16 protein-coding genes are annotated in these 18,366 nt (G+C 36.2%); 14 read left to right on the top strand and 2 right to left on the bottom strand.

Annotation, left to right across the window (positions count from 1 at the left end; translation table 11 throughout):
- Position 1: 1 nt before the first annotated feature.
- From ACK2M2_RS09690 to ACK2M2_RS09665, 6 genes are all read left to right on the top strand, one after another.
- The gene (locus tag ACK2M2_RS09690; protein WP_168397430.1) at positions 2 to 418 is read left to right on the top strand and encodes a hypothetical protein; all 417 of its coding nucleotides are present in this window, start codon (positions 2 to 4) and stop codon (positions 416 to 418) included.
- Between the two features lie 134 nt (positions 419 to 552).
- Positions 553 to 711 (top strand): hypothetical protein, encoded by a 159-nt coding sequence (locus tag ACK2M2_RS09685; protein ID WP_017396150.1) that lies wholly within the window; start codon positions 553 to 555, stop codon positions 709 to 711.
- A 237-nt stretch (positions 712 to 948) separates the two neighbouring features.
- On the top strand, positions 949 to 1,059 hold the full coding sequence (locus tag ACK2M2_RS09680; protein ID WP_264673824.1) for an MbcA/ParS/Xre antitoxin family protein: 111 nt from the start codon (positions 949 to 951) through the stop codon (positions 1,057 to 1,059).
- Positions 1,060 to 1,125: 66 nt separating this feature from the next.
- Entirely contained in the window at positions 1,126 to 1,305 is a 180-nt protein-coding gene (locus tag ACK2M2_RS09675; RefSeq protein ID WP_308957209.1) for a hypothetical protein, read from the top strand.
- A 256-nt stretch (positions 1,306 to 1,561) separates the two neighbouring features.
- On the top strand, positions 1,562 to 6,562 hold the full coding sequence (locus ACK2M2_RS09670) for a DEAD/DEAH box helicase (RefSeq protein WP_419347890.1): 5,001 nt from the start codon (positions 1,562 to 1,564) through the stop codon (positions 6,560 to 6,562).
- Between the two features lie 66 nt (positions 6,563 to 6,628).
- Positions 6,629 to 7,912 (top strand): hypothetical protein, encoded by a 1,284-nt coding sequence (locus tag ACK2M2_RS09665; RefSeq protein WP_017396146.1) that lies wholly within the window; start codon positions 6,629 to 6,631, stop codon positions 7,910 to 7,912.
- A 108-nt stretch (positions 7,913 to 8,020) separates the two neighbouring features.
- Here the strand turns inward: ACK2M2_RS09665 and ACK2M2_RS09660 are convergent, their stop codons facing one another.
- Positions 8,021 to 8,572: a recombinase family protein gene (locus ACK2M2_RS09660; RefSeq protein WP_168397432.1), complete on the bottom strand. Its 552-nt coding sequence runs from the start codon at positions 8,570 to 8,572 to the stop codon at positions 8,021 to 8,023.
- Positions 8,573 to 8,973: 401 nt separating this feature from the next.
- Here ACK2M2_RS09660 and ACK2M2_RS09655 point away from each other — a divergent pair, with 401 nt between their 5' ends.
- The 8 genes from ACK2M2_RS09655 (at position 8,974) to hisC (ending at position 16,822) form a co-directional block, all read left to right on the top strand.
- Positions 8,974 to 10,422: an RNA polymerase factor sigma-54 gene (locus tag ACK2M2_RS09655; protein ID WP_419347888.1), complete on the top strand. Its 1,449-nt coding sequence runs from the start codon at positions 8,974 to 8,976 to the stop codon at positions 10,420 to 10,422.
- A gap of 192 nt (positions 10,423 to 10,614) precedes the next feature.
- Positions 10,615 to 10,977 (top strand): ribosome hibernation-promoting factor, HPF/YfiA family, encoded by a 363-nt coding sequence (hpf, locus tag ACK2M2_RS09650; RefSeq protein ID WP_409512275.1) that lies wholly within the window; start codon positions 10,615 to 10,617, stop codon positions 10,975 to 10,977.
- Between the two features lie 105 nt (positions 10,978 to 11,082).
- Complete coding sequence (locus ACK2M2_RS09645; protein WP_419347884.1) at positions 11,083 to 11,670, top strand: cold shock domain-containing protein; 588 nt, start codon at positions 11,083 to 11,085, stop codon at positions 11,668 to 11,670.
- Between the two features lie 136 nt (positions 11,671 to 11,806).
- On the top strand, positions 11,807 to 12,058 hold the full coding sequence (gene ibaG / locus ACK2M2_RS09640; RefSeq protein ID WP_004830087.1) for a BolA family iron metabolism protein IbaG: 252 nt from the start codon (positions 11,807 to 11,809) through the stop codon (positions 12,056 to 12,058).
- A gap of 6 nt (positions 12,059 to 12,064) precedes the next feature.
- A complete protein-coding gene (murA, locus tag ACK2M2_RS09635) occupies positions 12,065 to 13,330 on the top strand; it encodes a UDP-N-acetylglucosamine 1-carboxyvinyltransferase (RefSeq protein ID WP_409512273.1) in 1,266 nt (421 codons plus the stop codon).
- Entirely contained in the window at positions 13,330 to 14,034 is a 705-nt protein-coding gene (gene hisG / locus ACK2M2_RS09630; RefSeq protein WP_409512272.1) for an ATP phosphoribosyltransferase, read from the top strand. Before murA ends, hisG begins: the two co-directional genes overlap by 1 nt.
- A gap of 262 nt (positions 14,035 to 14,296) precedes the next feature.
- Complete coding sequence (gene hisD, locus ACK2M2_RS09625) at positions 14,297 to 15,598, top strand: histidinol dehydrogenase (RefSeq protein WP_419347879.1); 1,302 nt, start codon at positions 14,297 to 14,299, stop codon at positions 15,596 to 15,598.
- 132 nt (positions 15,599 to 15,730) lie between these two features.
- Complete coding sequence (gene hisC / locus ACK2M2_RS09620; RefSeq protein WP_409512270.1) at positions 15,731 to 16,822, top strand: histidinol-phosphate transaminase; 1,092 nt, start codon at positions 15,731 to 15,733, stop codon at positions 16,820 to 16,822.
- Positions 16,823 to 16,888: 66 nt separating this feature from the next.
- On the opposite strand, the gene ACK2M2_RS09615 is transcribed toward hisC, so the two are convergent.
- Positions 16,889 to 18,265, bottom strand: a complete 1,377-nt coding sequence (locus ACK2M2_RS09615) for an anthranilate synthase component I family protein (RefSeq protein ID WP_419347876.1) — start codon at positions 18,263 to 18,265, stop codon at positions 16,889 to 16,891.
- Positions 18,266 to 18,366: the final 101 nt, after the last annotated feature.

The raw sequence follows: 18,366 nt of genomic DNA, 5'->3' as shown, positions 1-18,366 counted from the left end.
TATGGCACAGCATTTAACCGATAAAGACATTGAGAATATAGTTGAGCTTCTTGATTATTGGCCTTTAGATCAGAAATTGACTTGGGAGCGGCTATGTCAGGCCATTGAGCTACAGCTCGAATTTGTGCCTGCACCAACTCGTCAAACTTTACAGAAATATGTGCGTATTAAGACTGCCTATGATCAATGCAAAAAACCACAAGTGTCAAAGGTTAAAAGCATTACAACACAGAAACTACCTGCTAGTTTAAAAATTGCTCAAACTAAAATTGAAGCTTTGGAGGTTAAGAATGCCAGACTGGAAAAAGAGAACGCTTTGTTGTTGGAACAGTTCGTAGTGTGGCAATACAACGCCTATAAGTATGGGCTAAGTATTGCTAAACTAAATGAGCCGATGAGTAAAAAAAGTTCTGACTGAATTGGTCAAGGTTGCTTTGCAAAAGGCAACGTAATAATAGATGAACCAGACTAGCAATAAAGTAATCAAATTGATGTCTACGCTCCTGTTTCTGGATTTTAGGAATTGGAGGACACGATGAGAATGAGGAAATAATGGATATTAAACCAATTAGAAGTGATGATGATCTTACGAATGCTTTTATTCGCTTAGAAAATATCTTTCAGGCAGATGAAGGAACGCCTGAAGCTGAGGAAATGGAAATTTTAGTTAATCTTATTGAAGCTTATGAAGACAAATATTACCCAATCTAATGTAGAGTCTAAAGTAGTGTTAGCAAAATCCTTGCTTAACACTGCGGATCAGCTTGGCCTGAAAGAGGCACAGCTTGCATCTGTGATTGGGGTGCATTGTGACACTATCAGTAGTTTTAAAGCCAATCCTGAACTCGACCCTGCGACTAAGCAAGGAGAACTGGCCATATTCTCATTGATATTTATCGTGCAGTATATGTACTCAGTGGTGGAGATTCAGAATGGATTCACTACTTCATGAATTCCTATAATGAAGCGACCAAAGGAGTTCCAATTGAGCAGATTCAAACTATTAGTGGCTTGACCACAGTGCTACATTTTGTTGACTCGGTTCGAGCGAAAATGTGATTTCTATAAAGAGATTATGTGTATTAGAATTTAATTCTATTGTTAAGAAACTCTGAGAGATGCAGCATGGTTAAACGTTTTAAAGACTTTATGACTGAAAATCGCAAGCCTCCTCCACCTTCGATGAGTCAGGTTGTGCCAATGCAACTTGGAGATGATGAAGCTTCAATGCGTGTAATGATGCATGCCGCTAATCGTGTAATAAGTCGGCATCTAGTTGAACTTAAAAAGCTTGCCTACAAATGACATTAACTTCTGTCGTTACTGCCAATGATGTAATCTTATACATGGCTCAGGCGGTAAAATGTACAGTCTAAAGCCTAGATAATATGTGTATTTAATAATTCTTCTTTTTCACATACTGTTCTTATTTTTATTAGTAGAAAAATTCAAAAACCTTATATTTCCTAATGCCTTTTTTATAAATATGTTAAATTTCACATCAATATATTTTTTAAATTTTAGTGTAAAAAACACTTAAAATTTTTGGAGCTTATTCAGAATGTCAGCTTTAACTAATTTACTTCAATCTATCGAAAAAATTACACTTACAAATAGAGATAAAGGCACTTCATTTGAAAATTTGATGGTTCAATATTTTTTGAATGAGCCTAAATATGCTGAACTTTACACAGAAGTTTTGTCTTATGCAGATTGGGTGGAAAAGTACGGTGAAAAGTTAAATATTACTGATAAACGTGACTATGGTATTGATCTAGTTGCGGTAACTATTGAAGGTGATTTTCATCCAATTCAATGTAAAAACTACAACACTACAAAAATTCAAAAGAAAGACATTGATAGCTTTTTGGGTGGATCGGGTAAATCATATTTTGCCTATCGTTATATTGTGGCATCAACGGATGATTGGTCAGATAATGCCAAATCATCTTTAGTTGATGCACAGCCGCCTGTTGCAACTATCTCACTTCTTGATTTAGAGGGAAGTTTGATTGATTGGTCTCAGTTTGATTTCGATCCAAATGTGAAACCAGTTTTTCGTGATAAAAAACAACTACGCCAACACCAACGTCCTGCATTAAATGCAGTAAAACATGCTTTAACAACTGCTGATCGTGGCAAGCTGATTATGGCATGTGGTACTGGTAAAACTTTTACCTCGTTGCGTATTGCAGAAGAATTAGCAGGTCGTGGCAAAAATGTCTTATTCCTTGTGCCAAGCCTTGCATTACTAAGTCAAACGCTGGATGAGTGGACACAAGATACCATGATTGGTATTCGTAGCTTTGCAGTGTGTTCTGATAGTGATGTCGGCAAGAAAAAAGATGATGACAACATTGTAGTTGGTATTAGCGATTTAAAATTCCCTGCTACGACTAATCCTCAAAGTTTAGTTCGAGCATTCAAAGCTAGAGATTTATTCAAGCCCAATGAAGCCAATGAGGACATGAATGTAGTGTTCTCTACCTATCACTCCATTGACGTTATTGCAGAAGCACAAAAAGCAGGATTTCCTGAATTTGATTTAATCATTTGTGATGAGGCTCATCGGACCACAGGTGCGACATTTGAGGGTGACGATGAGTCTAAATTTGTGCGTATTCATAACAATGATTATGTACAAGGAAAAAAACGTCTGTATATGACTGCTACCCCTCGTATTTATGGTGATACAGCCAAAGAAACTGAGGGAGTTACACTGTGTTCAATGGATGATAAATCACTTTACGGTGAAGATTTATATGTCATCACATTCTCGCAAGCAGTAAAAATGGGGATTCTATGCGACTACAAAGTAATTGTACTTGCTGTTGAAGAAAGCCACATTAATCGTCAATTACAGAGCTTATTAAAAGATGAAAACAACTCTCTAAAAGTTGATGATGCTGCAAAAATTGTTGGCTGTTGGAAAGCACTAGCTAAACAAGGTTTATATAATCCAGATGGTACAGTTGCTAAGCCAATGGAACGTGCAGTTGCTTTCTGTCAGGTCATTGAAAAAGAATACAAAGGTAAAAAACATAAGGTAAGTTCAAAACAAATTACTGAAATGTTTAGTGCTGTTGTTGAAGCCTACCAACAAGCAGAAATGGATCATTTGTACAGAACAGAAGAAGATCCATATATTGATCCATCATTAAAACTTAATTGCGAAGTTAAACATGTTGATGGAGGTATGAATGCAACAGAAAAGAAAGAAAAGATCACTTGGTTAAAAGAACAAGCTCCTGAAAACACATGCCGTATTTTATCGAATGTACGCTGTTTATCAGAGGGTGTTGATGTTCCATCACTTGATGCAGTGCTTTTCCTTACACCTCGTAACTCACAAGTAGATGTGGTTCAGTCTGTGGGTCGTGTCATGCGTAAAGCTCCAAATAAAGAATTGGGCTACGTAATTTTACCTGTCGTTATCCCTGCGGGTGTAGAGCCTGAACAAGCATTAAATAATAACGAAGCCTATCGTGTAGTGTGGCAAGTATTAAATGCCTTACGAGCACATGATGACCGCTTTGATGCCATGATTAATAAACTTGAGTTTAATGGCAAAGATGTATCTCGTATGGAAGTCGTTGCCATTGCAGATAAAGTTGTTAAAAAGACTAAAAAAGCAAAGCCACAACCGACTGATGGAAATGAAAAATCTGGTCAATCGGGTTTAAGTGAAGGTAAAAAACGCAAGGCAAAAGCCCAAGCTAGAGGTGGATCATCTATTGGGGAAGCTGTTTCACCAATGCCACAGCAAACAGAAATGGAATTTGAAGTTGGTGAAATTGAACGCGCTTTATATGCCAAAATCGTAAAAAAATGCGGTAATCGCCATCATTGGGAAGATTGGGCAAGTGATGTCGCAAAAATTGCCAAAACACATATTGACCGTATTCAAGCCATTCTTGAGAATCCTGCTAATACAAATGAAATTGCAGCATTCAATGAATTTGCACATGAACTACGTGATGACTTAAACAATAGCGTATCTGATGCTGAAATCATTGAAATGTTGGCACAGCATTTAATTACTAAACCTGTATTTGATGCCCTATTTAAAGACCATAGCTTTGCTGAACACAACCCAATGAGTTTAGCAATGCAAAAGGTGCTTGATGCGCTGAATGAGCATCACTTAGAAAAAGAAGCAGATACGCTTAACTCCTTCTATGAATCAATCCGTATGCGAGCAGAAGGCATTAATACTGCCGAAGGTAAGCAAAGTATTATTTTAACGCTATACGATTCATTCTTTAAAAATGCCTTCCCACGTATGACCGAGAAACTAGGGATTGTTTATACCCCTGTAGAGGTGGTGGACTTTATTATCCATAGTGTAAATGACGTACTCAAAAGTGAGTTTGGTAAAACCTTTGCTGATGATAACGTGCATGTACTCGATCCATTTACGGGTACAGGTACGTTTATCAACCGTTTGCTTCAATCAGGTTTAATCCCTGCGGATCGTTTAACGTATAAGTATAAGAATGAAATTCATGCCAATGAGATTGTTTTATTGGCGTATTACATTGCTTCAATTAACATTGAAACCGTATATCACGATCAAATGAAAACAGTTAATCCTAATCTTGAATATGCACCATTTGAAGGAATTTGTTTAACTGATACCTTTGAAATGTACGAAAAAGATGACCTCGTAAGTAAAGTTCTTATTGATAACAGTGCAAGACGTAAACGCCAAAAGGAACTTGATATTCGAGTGATTATTGGAAACCCGCCTTATTCAGCAGGTCAATCTTCTGAAAATGATAATAATGCCAATGTGAAATATCCATTTTTAGATAGTCGCATCGAAGCTACTTATGCAAAAGAGTCAACAGCAACACTACAAAAGAATCTTTACGATTCATATATTCGTGCAATTCGTTGGGCGAGTGATCGTATTAAAGACCGTGGTGTGATTGGTTTTGTGACCAATGGTGGTTATATAGATTCAAACTCAGCAGATGGTTTACGTAAATGCTTGGCTGATGAATTTAGCTCATTGTACTTCTTCCATTTAAGAGGCAATGCAAGAACATCAGGAGAGCAAAGACGTAAAGAAAAAGATAACGTTTTTGGTCAAGGTACTCGAACTCCAATTTTGATTGCAGTATTAGTGAAAAATCCAGATGCGAAACAACATGGTCAAATCTATTTCCATGACATCGGTGACTATCTAAGTCGTGAAGAAAAATTAGAGAAAATTTCTGATTTAGTCAGTATCAATGGTATTACCGCAATTGATGGTTGGACGACAATTACACCTGATGCTCATAACGATTGGCTAAATCAACGTGATGATAGCTTTAGTGAGTTTATTGAAATTGGAAATAAAAAAGATAAGAATGCTTCTATTCTTTTTAATAATTTCTCACTTGGCATTGCTACTAACCGAGATGCATGGTGCTATCAATCATCAAAACATAAAATTCAAGTACAATTAGAAATAATGATTAAATTATATAATCAAGAAGTTAAACGCATAAAAATGAGTTCTATTTCCAAAAGTGAAATCAATAATTTTATCAATAATGACCCAAGCAAAATAAGCTGGACTGACACATTAAAAAAAGACTTATGGAATAAAGTAATTCTTGATTTTCATCCAAATGACTTATGTCATTCATTATATCGCCCCTTCACTAAACAATGGCTTTATTACAACAAAAATCTAAACCAAAGAAGATATCAAATGCCACAAATATTCCCAAAAGGAGACATGGAAAATTTGATAATATCCTTAACGTTATCAGGTACAAAAGGGTTTGGGGTACTAATTAGCAAATTCATTCCTGATTTACATTTAATAGGTGATACACAGTGCTTTCCACTTTACCTTTACGAAGAAAACTCAGTAGAAAGTAATGAAACTGACCTATTTAACCAAGCTGAAAGCAATACAACAGATGGCAAATACACTCGAAAAGATGCCATTAGTGATGCGGGGCTAAAGCATTTCCAAGATGCCTACCCGAATGAAACATTTAGTAAGGAAGATATTTTCTACTATGTGTATGGCTTGCTACATAGTGAAGATTATCGTAGTCGTTATGCTGACAACCTTAGCAAAGAGTTACCACGTATTCCATGCGTGAAAAAAGCCGAAGATTTCTGGGCATTCTCTAAAGCAGGGCGTGATTTGGCGCATTGGCATTTAAACTATGAAATTGTAGAGCCGTACAAAGCTAAATTGGATTTAGGTGGTAAATCATTAAAGCAATTAGAAGATAAAGACTTCTATGTGACTAAGATGAAATTTCCTAAAAAAGACCAAAAGGATACGGTGATTTATAACAATGCCATTACTATCCGTGAAATCCCTGTGGAGGCTTATGATTACATCGTAAATGGTAAGTCAGCACTTGAATGGGTCATGGAGCGTCAAGGTGTTTCTACGCACAAAGACAGTGGTATTGTGAATGATGCGAATGATTGGGCGATTGAAACGATGGGTGATGCTAAATATCCATTAGAGTTGTTTTTACGGGTCATCACAGTAAGTTTGGAAACAATGAAGATTGTGAGAAGTTTACCGAAGTTGGATATTTAAAATATTGTAAACTCCATCAGTATAAAATCTGATGGAGTTTTATTTATAAAATTAAAGGGGAAGAAAGTGAAAGGTGTATTTTCAAAAAGTTTAGATCCTAAAGATGAACAAAAATTAAAAAACCTTCTAAATGAATTGGATCAGTTGAATAAAAGCTTAACGGCAAAATATACCTTAAGAAATGATTTAGAAGCTATTACTGATGGGCGTTCTGCTGCTGCGAAATTGATTAAAGAGGAAATTGATGCGCTAAGATTAGAAACTCAACAGTTAAAAGTACAAAAAGAACAATTAATAGATGACTTAAATTCATTATCCGAATTAAAACAAGATACAGAAGAACTAAAACAGATTCTACAACAAAACTATAAGCCAAATGTAACCTTGTTAAATTATCTCAAGCAGTTTATGACAGAGGAAAAAATTACTGAGTTAGAGAGCAAAGTAAGTAAAATTGATCATTTATATAGCAACTTTTATGATGAGAGTTCGTCAGAAAAAAATAAAGTAGATCAAATTAATGAAATATATGTGAAAGCGGATACATTCAATAAATATTTCTTTGAAGATGAAATTGAATTTGACGGATTAAAAATTCAAAGAGAGCAAGCTATCAAAAAGGAATATGAAAAGATCTGTGATTTTTATGATGAATTATTTAAAAATTCAGAAGATGAAAGTGGGGAAGAAAAGCTTTCTATATCTAAAATAATAAAGCAACAAGAGAAAAAAATTGACCATTTTTACAACAAGATTTTTGGTTCAAGTAACCCTGAGCAAAAAGCACTTTCTGATGTCTTAGATCATAGACTTCAGAACTTAAAAGAAGTAGAAAGCGAAGCCAAAAAAATTATTGGTCTTTCAAGTATTGCTGGACTTGCTGGTGGATTTGTAGAAAAAGGCAAAGAAGCGAGGATGAATAAATACGTAAGTTTAGGAGTTTTTGTTGCATCTTTAATTTTATTAGCTATTTTTAACTTTAAAACTATAGATTTTAATGCGTTGGATAAAATCACATTAATCTCTATTACTATACGGTTAGTTATAAATATCCCTTTAATTTGGATCGCTACAGTAGCTAATCTTAATTTAAATAAATACAGCAAATTAGAAGCAGAATATGGACATAAAGAGTCTTTGGCTAAATCTTATGAAAAGTATAAAGATGAAATTTTAAAGCTTCATCAAATATCATCAGACAATCAAGAAGCTTATGATAATATTTATGCTGATTTAATTAAAATTAATCTTGAAGCTTTTAAGAAAAATCCTGCTGATGGAATGGATACTGCAAAATCAAATAGTATTTTGGATCAAATATTGTCTAAGATTGATAATAAAAGTTCATAACTTTTGAAGGTAATGATTAATTAAGAGGTCTTATTATAAGTGGCTATTCAATCTATAGATGTGTATGTAAAAAATCAGCGAATGAATACGCATAAGAGCTAATTGAATCTAAAATTTATTCAGTGAGCTATTCAGCGTTACTCGGCTCACACCAAAATGTTTAGCTACTTCAGTTTTAGTAATCTGAGGATCACTCAGCATTGCTTTCGCTTTTTTAATATCGTTTTCTGACATTGAAGGCTTACGTCCACCTTTACGTCCTCTTGCTCTCGCTGCATCTAAACCTGCTATGGTACGTTCACGAATTAGACTATGCTCAAACTCAGCTAGTGCACCAAAAATATGAAAGACTAATCTGCCAGTAGCAGAGGTGGTATCAATTGCCTCTGTAAGCGATTTAAAGCCTATCTCACGCTGATTTAAGTCAGTAGTAATCTCGACTAAATCTTTTAATGAACGGGCAAGGCGATCAAGTTTCCAAACAACCAGAACATCGCCTTTTCTTAGAGCTTTCAAGCAACTTATCAATTCAGGACGATCCTTAGTTTTTCCTGTTATCTTTTCCTGAAAAATTTGTTCACAGTCTGCCTTCTGGAGTGCATCTAATTGTGAATCTAGATTTTGGTCATGTGTACTGACCCGAGCATATCCGATAATCATAATAAAACGTACCTAAACTTTACATAGATTTATTATCGCAATTTCTTTACGTTATTTTGAATAAGAAATGTAATTCTAGGATTATGTTTTAAATGTAAAGAAAACGACCATTTAATTAACACTAATTTTATGGAGGTGTCTTTGTGACATATCAGTCGTATTGTGCAGTAAGTAGTTTTGTTAAATTTACAATAAAAAAATTGACAAAATACTTTACGTTTCAATATAATCAATTGTAATACAAGAATATATTTGTTTTTAGTATATATATCCGTTTTAAATAACTCGATATACATATTTTTATAAAAAAAGTGAATTAAGATGTAAAAATATGAATTGTTATGCTATAAAAAATAAAATAGGCATATTTTTTGCATAACAATTAATTTAAAGGCGCTTTTATGAAGTTATCGATTGGTTTAAAAGTTGCGAATTCATTGTCGTTGACACCACAATTGCAACAAGCCATTCGTTTGCTTCAACTTTCAAGTTTAGAATTAGAGCAAGAAATTCAGATTCAACTCGATAGCAATCCATTATTGGAAAAACTGGAAGAAGAAAATCATTCCATGGAAAGTTTGGATACGATTAAAGAAGAGCAACAAGAAAAAGAACTATCAGAATCTTTAAATGCGGATCATCTACCAGATGAATTACCTGTCGATACGGATTGGGATGATGTTTATACTCATCAATCAAGTGCGATGGAGCGACCTGAATTTGAAGAGCGAGAGGACAATCGTCAGGGCGATGTTTCATTAAAGTCACACATGCTTGAACAGATTAATTTATTGCATTTTTCGCCAGTTGATCGCTTAATTGCTTATTGTATTGTGGATGCTCTAGATGAAAAAGGCTATTTAGATGCTGAAATTGAAGAAATTATAGCTTCAGTACAACATTTACTTGAGCAAATGGATTATGACGTTGAAGAAGACGAAGTTATTGCAGTATTAAAACTGATTCAACGGCTTGATCCGATTGGTATTGGTTCACGAAATTTGGCTGAATGTTTAATGGTACAAGTTGAGTCATTATCAGAGCTTGAGCCATTTCGAAATGAGGCGATATTGCTACTCAAACATTATGGACTTTTGCTTACTAACGACTTAAATAAATTGATTAAACAAACAGGCTTAAATGCGGAAATATTACGTTCAGCAATAGATTTACTGAAGACTTTAAAGCCTTATCCAGGTATGGAATTTGAAAATAAAGATTCAGATTATCAAATTCCCGATGTAGTTGTGATGAAGAAAGATGGGCATTGGCATGTGCAGTTGAATCCTGATGTTATGCCTAAACTTCGGATCAATCCATATTATTCAGGTATGATTCGTCGAGCAGATCAAAGTGATGATAATCAATACTTGCGTAATCAGATGCTTGAAGCTAAAAACTTTATTAAAAGTGTTGATGAGCGCCATAAAACTTTACTTAAAGTCGCAACATGTATTGTGAAACATCAGCGTGATTTTTTGGAAATTGGTGCGGAAGGCATGAAGCCTTTAATTTTACGAGATGTAGCAGATGAAGTTGAATTACATGAGTCAACAATTTCTCGAGTAACGACCAATAAATTTTTACTTACACCGCGTGGTTTATTTGAATTGAAATATTTCTTTTCAAGTCACGTGAGTACAACGGTTGGAGGTGAGGCATCATCAACAGCCATTCGCGCCAAAATTAAAAAATTGATTGCCGATGAAAATCCGCGTAAGCCATTGTCTGATAATATTATTGCTAACTTATTGAAAGAGGATGGAATTGATGTTGCTCGGCGTACTGTTGCCAAGTATAGAGAGTCGTTACATATTCCATCATCATCAGACAGAAAAGTCTTGATCTAAAATTTAAAATGTGAGTATTCTAAAGGCTCATTATGACGAATTCACGACATAATGAGCCTTTTTTGTTTTTTGGAGTAACTGAAATGATTACATGATGTCGATATAGAATTGAGCATAATTTTTGCAATGTTTCTGTCATGGAATTGTTTTGGTTAAGACATTTCAGAGCCTAATAGGGAGAGGGATCGCTTTATGCAAATGACAATTCGTGGACATCATTTAAGTATTACGCCTGCTATTGAAAATACAATTCGAGAAAAATTTGCTCAAATGACCAAGCATCTTGATCAGGTCAATAGTGTGCAGGTGAAATTAAGTAAAGATCATCAGTTGGATAAGCTTTCAAGAAAAGGTAGTGGTAATCATATTGCTGAAGCTATCGTTAGATTGCCTGGAGTAGAGTTGTTTGCTCAGGCTTCAGCCGATGATATGTATAGTTCAATTACACAGTTGACAGAAAAATTAAAAAGACAATTACAGCGACATCGAGATATTCAGGGACAGGCGCAAAGTAATTTTCAACCATTTATAGAAGAAGATCTGCAATTAATTTAAAATATTTTAAATTCACTAAAATAAAAAGAGGCAAAAGAGCCTCTTTTTATATTTATATGATTATAATCGTTTTTTTTAAAATAAAATGAATGAAAAGAGTCAATTATGTTTGTTGATGGGGTCGTGAAAAATTATAATGCTGAACGAGGATTTGGTTTTATTTCAGTTGATGGTCAAAAAAAAGAAGTATTTTTTCATATTACAGATTGCCCAAACCGTGATATTGAGCCTAAACAAGGCGAGCGGTTTAAGTTTCGTATTGTTGATGATCAAGGGAAATCTAAAGCACAAAATATTGTTCGCTTAGATATTCAGAGTGAAGCTGAAAGACATACGCCACAGAGTCGTGCGAATGCCCGAAAGAATATTACACAGCGTAGAAATAACAAGAAATCAAGTTCAGGTAGTGGTTTAGGAATGACTGTAATCGGATTGTTGGTCATTGTTGGGCTTATTTATATGCTATATGGGAAATATCAGCGTGTTCAGTTAGCAAATCAGCCTGTTGCTACTATTCAGCAAATTGCAGAACCTACCAATTTAAATCCAAACAATTATCGTTGCGATGGGCGGGTACATTGTTCTCAGATGAATTCACGAGAAGAAGCACGTTGGTTTGTACGAAATTGTCCTGGCACAAAAATGGATGGCAATCATGATGGTGAGCCATGTGAAAATGATTCACGTTGGTAAATCTGGATTTATTGATTTGAATTACTCTGGTCTGCATTTTTATTGATAAATAATGTACTGAATGATGAATTTTAAGTAGAACTTATAGTAAAATACTCGGTTTTTACACTGTCAGTCCCATAATGAGGTCTTTGCAATGAATAGTGAACAGCTCACTGAAATTTTAAAAGCGGCTTTTCCTGATGCAGAAGTTGCTGTCAGTGGACAAGCAGGTAAATTTGATCTTCGTATTGTCGATGATCAATTTGAAGGAAAACGTCCTGTTCCTCGTCAACAAGCTGTTTATGCACCGCTTAACTCATATATTGCGAGTGGTGAAGTACATGCGGTAACTATTCGTGCAATGACTAAAGAAGAATGGCGCAAAGCCAGTATGTTTGGAGCTTAAGCGTCAATGGATAAATTTGTCATTCAAGGCGGTGCAAAAATTGACGGTGAAGTTCGTATTTCTGGTGCGAAAAATGCCGCTCTACCTTTATTGGCTGCAATGATTCTTGCAGATAGCCCAATTACCCTTAAAAACGTTCCAGATCTTAAAGATGTTCGAACGCTTGTTAAATTGATTGGTGGTCTAGGTATCACCATGAGTTATGAGGGCGATACTGTTGTTGCAGATACCTCTACACTCGATAATCAGTTTGCACCTTATGAATTAGTAAAAACTATGCGTGCCTCTATTTTGGTGCTTGGTCCATTGTTGGCGCGCTATGGTAGTGCAAAAGTATCATTGCCAGGTGGTTGTGCCATTGGTTCACGTCCAGTCGATCAGCATTTAAAAGCTTTAGAAGCATTAGGTGCAGAAATTGAGGTTGAAGCAGGTTATGTCCTTGCTAAAGTCGATGGTCGCTTAAAAGGTGGTGAAGTCATCTTTGATATGGTGACTGTAGGCGGTACAGAAAATATTTTAACTGCGGCTGTTTTGGCGGATGGTGTAACAACAATTCGTAATGCAGCACGTGAACCTGAAATTACTGATCTTGCGCAAATGCTCATTAAAATGGGTGCGAAAATTGAAGGTTTAGACACAGACACATTGGTTGTGACTGGTGTTGAGAGCCTACATGGCTGTGAATATTCAGTGGTTGCAGATCGAATCGAAACAGGTTCGTATTTAGCTGCTGCTGCAATTACAGGCGGAAAAGTTAAAACTACACATACCGATCCAAACCTACTTGAAGCTGTTTTAGATAAGTTTGAAGAAATGGGTGCAGAAGTTACTCGTGGTGATGATTGGATCGAACTTGATATGATGGGTAAACGTCCAAAAGCCGTGAGTTTTCAAACTTTACCACATCCAGAATTCCCAACAGATATGCAAGCACAGCTTATGGCAGTGAATGCCATTGGTCGTGGTTTTGCGACAATTTCTGAAACGATTTTTGAAAATCGTTTTATGCACGTTCCTGAGTTAGCGCGTATGGGTGCAAACATTCAGGTTGATGGTAATGATGCGATTGTGACGGGTGTGGAAAAACTATCTGCTGCACCTGTTATGGCAACAGATTTACGTGCTTCATTCTCCTTAGTTTTGGCTGCTTTGGTGGCTGACGGGGAAACAACCATTGACCGTATTTATCATATCGATCGTGGTTATGAAGATATTGAAGCGAAATTACAGGGCTTAGGTGTCCAAATTCAGCGAGTGAGCGAGACAAGTTAATGAGCGATATGAGAAACGATGATCCAAATTTTGACGTAATGGGCAATTTTGATCATGGTTTAACGTTGGCATTGAGCAAAGGGCGCATTCTAAAAGAAACGTTACCTTTGCTTGAAACGGCTGGAATTAACTTATTGGAAGATCCAGATAAATCTCGTAAGTTAATTTTTCCAACCACACACAAACATGTACGTATTCTGATATTACGTGCCTCTGATGTACCGACCTATGTTGAAAATGGTGCAGCAGATATTGGTGTAGCGGGTAAAGATGTCTTGATGGAACATGGCGCGCAAAATGTCTATGAACCATTAGATTTAAAAATTGCTGTGTGTAAGTTAATGACAGCAGGTAAAGTTGGCATGGTTCGTCCGAAAGGTCGTCTGAAAATTGCCACTAAATATGTCAATTTAACACGTCAATATTATGCAAGCCTAGGTGAGCAAGTTGATGTAATTAAACTTTACGGTTCAATGGAATTAGCGCCATTGGTCGGTTTGGGTGATTACATTGTTGATGTGGTAGATACTGGAAATACGCTTCGTGCCAATGGTCTTGAGCCATTAGAAGAAATTTGCCAAGTATCTTCACGTTTGATTGTCAATAAAGCGAGCTTTAAACGTAAGCAAACTTTGTTGAACCCGATTCTTGCACAGCTTGAAAAAGCGGTTGCAGAGCGTGAAGCGAAGAAATTAGCTACATAAAATTTGCAGATTAAATCACCGCCTTAGGGCGGTTTTTTATGGTCTGAATTTTAATCCTACAATGAAAATTGATTCATTAATGTAAGAGAAAGCTTGAATCCATTTAAAATGAAATAGCAGAGATAGAATCATTTGAAATCATTAACCTGACTTTTCAATGAAAATGAGCGTAATTTTCCATCAACTAATAGAGAAATGCCTGAATGAACTTGCCCACAAGATAGACAAAACAAGGTAAACTCAATCTTTACAAATTAACCTTGTGGGTAAATTGATGCGCCGTTTATCGACTCAAGAGCAGAACTTTAAGCAAGTTTTTGCTGACTTGTTGGCTTTTGAAACCGTGAGTGATCCTGAGCTGTTAAAAACAGTAGACCAAATTATTGCAGACGTACGCCAATATGGCGATGCACATGTATTGAAACTCACCCAACAGTTCGATCGACATCCAGCACATCAATTCTCAGATTTAGAACTGACACAAGAGCAACTTAAAACAGCGTTTGATGGGTTAAGTACAGAAGTACGTGAAGCCTTGGAAATGGCAGCCAACCGTATTCGTACATTTCACCAAGCGCAAAAACAAGACGGTTGGTCTTATGTTGATGAGTTGGGTAATACTTTAGGTCAAAAAGTGACACCACTTGACCGTGTTGGTATTTATGTACCAGGGGGGTTAGCATCGTATCCATCTTCAGTATTGATGAATGCGGTTCCCGCACATGTTGCAGGCGTGCAAGAAATTATTATGGTTGTTCCTGCACCGAATGGTGATTTAAATCCATTGGTATTGGCAGCAGCATATTTGGCAGGCGTACATCGTGTATTTACTATTGGTGGTGCGCAAGCAGTTGCAGCCTTGGCTTATGGAACTGAAACCATTCCACAAGTCGACAAAATCACAGGGCCTGGGAATCGTTTTGTTGCAGCAGCAAAACGTGCAGTGTTTGGTCAAGTCGGTATTGATATGATTGCAGGACCTTCTGAAATTTTGGTTTATGCAGAAGGTAAAAATAATGCGCAATGGTTAGCAATGGACTTATTGTCACAAGCTGAACATGACACTGTTGCACAAGCAGTATTTATTACACCCGATGAACAGCTGTTAAATGACGTTGCGGAAGCAATTGAAGCACATTTAGCAGAATTACCAAAAGCAGAAATTGCACGTACTTCTATTGCAAACCGCGGTGCATTGGTTTTGGTGAAAAATCGTCAAGAAGCGATTGATTTAATTAATCAAGTTGCACCTGAGCATTTAGAGCTTTGCTTAGATGAAGCAGAACAAATGTCAGAAAGCATTCGTCATGCAGGTGCAATTTTCATGGGACGTTATACGCCAGAAGCAATTGGTGATTATTGTGCAGGCCCTAACCATGTTTTACCAACATCGGGTACAGCACGATTCTCTTCACCACTTGGCGTTTATGATTTCCAAAAGCGTTCGAGCTTGATCATGTGTTCTGAGCAGGGTGTGAAACCGCTTGCGAAAACTGCCGATATTCTTGCACAGCAGGAAAATCTGGATGCACATGCGAGATCGGCAAGATATCGTTATCAGTAATTAAAAAGTATTTAAGCCTCTCCTTAGCCTTCTCCTGAATGGAGAAGGCACTTTTATAATATGAAAGAACTCTCTCTTCCGCCATATACGGCTCAGGGAGAGGTTAGGAGAGGGGCAATAAGAGAAAATAAAATGTCAAATATTACCCCCGAAAAAATGCGTTTTTGGAGCCCTGATGTACGTGAATTAGATCCGTACGTACCTGGCGAACAACCGAAAATTCAAAATATTTTAAAACTAAATACCAATGAAAATCCGTATCCGCCATCACCAAATGTTGTAGCTGCGGTACAAGCTGTTTTGGAAAATTCAGCAGATGCTTTGCGTCTATATCCTGACCCTGATGCGACAGCTTTGAAACAAGCGATAGCTAAACAGCAGAATGTCGATGTGGAAAATGTTTTTGTTGGTAATGGTTCAGATGAAGTATTAGCACACATTTTTAAAGCATTTTTTGTGCAAGAAAAACCGATTCTATATCCAGATATTACCTATAGCTTTTATCCTGTTTATAGTCAGTTTTTTGGCATTGCAGAAAAAACCAAAATTTTGCCGTTAAATGATGATTTTGAAATAGAAGTTAATGACTATAAACAGCCTAATGGCGGGATTATCATTACCAATCCAAATGCACCGACCAGTATTGCACTTGGTTTATCTGCAATTGAAGAAGTGTTGCAAGCCAATCCTGATTCGGTAGTTTTAATTGATGAAGCTTATGTAGACTTTGGTGCGGAATCCGCTGTTAGTTTAGTTGAAAAATACGATAATTTGGTCGTATGTCAAACAATGTCTAAATCACGCTCATTGGCAGGTTTGCGTGTTGGTTTCGCTATTGCACAACCGCACTTAATTGCGGCACTTGAAGCGGTAAAGAATAGTTTTAATTCCTACCCAATAGATCGTTTTGCCATTGCTGCTGCTGTCGCTTCATTTGAAGATCAAGCCTATTTTGAAGCGCAAAATAAGAAAGTGATCGAAAGTCGTGACAAGTTAACAGTTCAATTGACTGAGCTTGGATTTAAAGTTTTACCTTCTAAAGCTAATTTTATTTTTGTAACATTGCCATCACATGATGCAGGTGAATTGGCGAGTCAATTACGTGAACAAGGTATTATTGTACGCTACTTCAATAAACCACGAATCAATCAATTTTTGCGTATTACCATTGGCACAGATGAGCAAAATCAACGTTTAGTGGATACCTTGAAAACGATATTTTGATCTAATCTCCCCTAACGCTGAGCCATTATTGGCGCAAGGGAGAAGAGCAGGGATAAAAAGTGAATCTTAGGATTCGCTTTTTTTATCTGAAGATTCAGGTTGATACCATGTATTGAGTAAATCCAATATGGCAGAAACTTTATCAAAACATTCTTGATACTCAGCTTCACCATCGGAGGCAATGGTGATTCCACCACCAGCCCAAACTGAAAGTTCATCTTGATACTTTTGGACAGAGCGAATTAAAATATTCCAACTACCTGTACCATCAAAATTAAAATAACCCATTGAACCGCAATATGCACCACGAGGAGTGCCTTCAAGTTCTTCAATAATTTCCATCGCACGAATTTTAGGTGCACCGGTAATTGATCCTCCTGGTAGTGCAGACAAAAGCACATCAACAGGATGAATATCTGCTTTTAATGTTGCAGTGACTTCACTGACCATATGGTGAACTTGATTAAAGCTTTCAATTTCAAAGAGTTTTGGTGTTTTTACCGTGCCTGTTTCAGCATAAATACTGAGATCATTTCTCAGTAAATCTACAATCATCACGTTTTCAGCTTGATCTTTTTTCGATGACTTTAATATTTGTTTAGATTGCTTATCTAAAATTGAATCAACATAGCGAGGCATTGTGCCTTTGATCGGTTTAGTAACAATTTTTCTTTCACTTTCAAAGTCAATAAATAATTCAGGTGAACAACTGAGCAATTCAAAATCATCAATTTTGAGATAACCTGCATAAGGTGCATTGGTGAGTTTCCACAAGTCTTGTGCTGTATCAAGCAAATTACCTATTGTTTTTGCAGTAAATTCTTGTGTTAGATTAATTTGATAGCAATCCCCCGCTTGAATGTACTCTTGAACTTGCTCAAAAGCATGTAGATATTGTGTCTTATCCCAACGTGGTTGACAGGGTGTCATCATTGAAAATAAAGAGCTTGATGTTGGTTTTTGAAAAATTAAAAAATTGATTTGATTGAAAATTTCTTCTGCATTTTCTTCTGTGCTATAAAAAATCCATTTTTTATTTTCTAAGCGTAAAAACGTGAGGTATTGACCTAAAAAAAACGTAGGTTGTTGTCGATGTTGATTGTGTATTTGTTGATTTGCAGAAAAATTATAATCAAAAAAACCGATATAACCACCGTTAAAACCATCAAAATTTTGTGAATTTTTCGTCAGATCAATGTCAATAAAAGATTTAAGATCTTGCAATGCAGTTTGCGTATATTCTGATTGATGATCGCGAACATAATGTAGGGCTTTAAAATTACTTTTTTTAATACAATAAGATACGGGTGAAAATGCAATTACAGGCATATTGTTGTTTGCTAAATAGACACAGCCTGTGAGTGATGAAAGGCGTTGTAAGATGAATGCAACATCTAGATCATCGAATGGGCATAAAAGATTTAAAAAGGAAGAGCTTGGCATTACATTCAAAATATCAGAGTTTCTATAATTTTATCTTACTTTCACGATGTAGTCACAGTAATTGCCGTTTGTCGGTTAGTTACTGATTTTGATGAACAGCA

It is taken from the genome of Acinetobacter sp. TY1, from assembly GCF_048551395.1.
Taxonomy (GTDB): Bacteria; Pseudomonadota; Gammaproteobacteria; order Pseudomonadales; family Moraxellaceae; genus Acinetobacter.
This window is presented reverse-complemented; position numbering and strand designations above follow the sequence as displayed.

Bases quoted from the DNA above. Each gene is read 5' to 3' on its own strand.
- hisC (WP_409512270.1), top strand. From the start codon at position 15,731: ATGTCAAATATTACCCCCGAAAAAATGCGTTTTTGGAGCCCTGATGTA.
- hpf (WP_409512275.1), top strand. From the start codon at position 10,615: ATGCAAATGACAATTCGTGGACATCATTTAAGTATTACGCCTGCTATT.
- ACK2M2_RS09615 (WP_419347876.1), bottom strand. From the start codon at position 18,265: ATGCCAAGCTCTTCCTTTTTAAATCTTTTATGCCCATTCGATGATCTA.
- ACK2M2_RS09685 (WP_017396150.1), top strand. From the start codon at position 553: ATGGATATTAAACCAATTAGAAGTGATGATGATCTTACGAATGCTTTT.
- hisG (WP_409512272.1), top strand. From the start codon at position 13,330: ATGAGCGATATGAGAAACGATGATCCAAATTTTGACGTAATGGGCAAT.
- ACK2M2_RS09690 (WP_168397430.1), top strand. From the start codon at position 2: ATGGCACAGCATTTAACCGATAAAGACATTGAGAATATAGTTGAGCTT.
- ACK2M2_RS09660 (WP_168397432.1), bottom strand. From the start codon at position 8,572: ATGATTATCGGATATGCTCGGGTCAGTACACATGACCAAAATCTAGAT.
- ACK2M2_RS09680 (WP_264673824.1), top strand. From the start codon at position 949: ATGAATTCCTATAATGAAGCGACCAAAGGAGTTCCAATTGAGCAGATT.
- ACK2M2_RS09655 (WP_419347888.1), top strand. From the start codon at position 8,974: ATGAAGTTATCGATTGGTTTAAAAGTTGCGAATTCATTGTCGTTGACA.
- ibaG (WP_004830087.1), top strand. From the start codon at position 11,807: ATGAATAGTGAACAGCTCACTGAAATTTTAAAAGCGGCTTTTCCTGAT.
- ACK2M2_RS09645 (WP_419347884.1), top strand. From the start codon at position 11,083: ATGTTTGTTGATGGGGTCGTGAAAAATTATAATGCTGAACGAGGATTT.
- murA (WP_409512273.1), top strand. From the start codon at position 12,065: ATGGATAAATTTGTCATTCAAGGCGGTGCAAAAATTGACGGTGAAGTT.
- ACK2M2_RS09670 (WP_419347890.1), top strand. From the start codon at position 1,562: ATGTCAGCTTTAACTAATTTACTTCAATCTATCGAAAAAATTACACTT.
- ACK2M2_RS09675 (WP_308957209.1), top strand. From the start codon at position 1,126: ATGGTTAAACGTTTTAAAGACTTTATGACTGAAAATCGCAAGCCTCCT.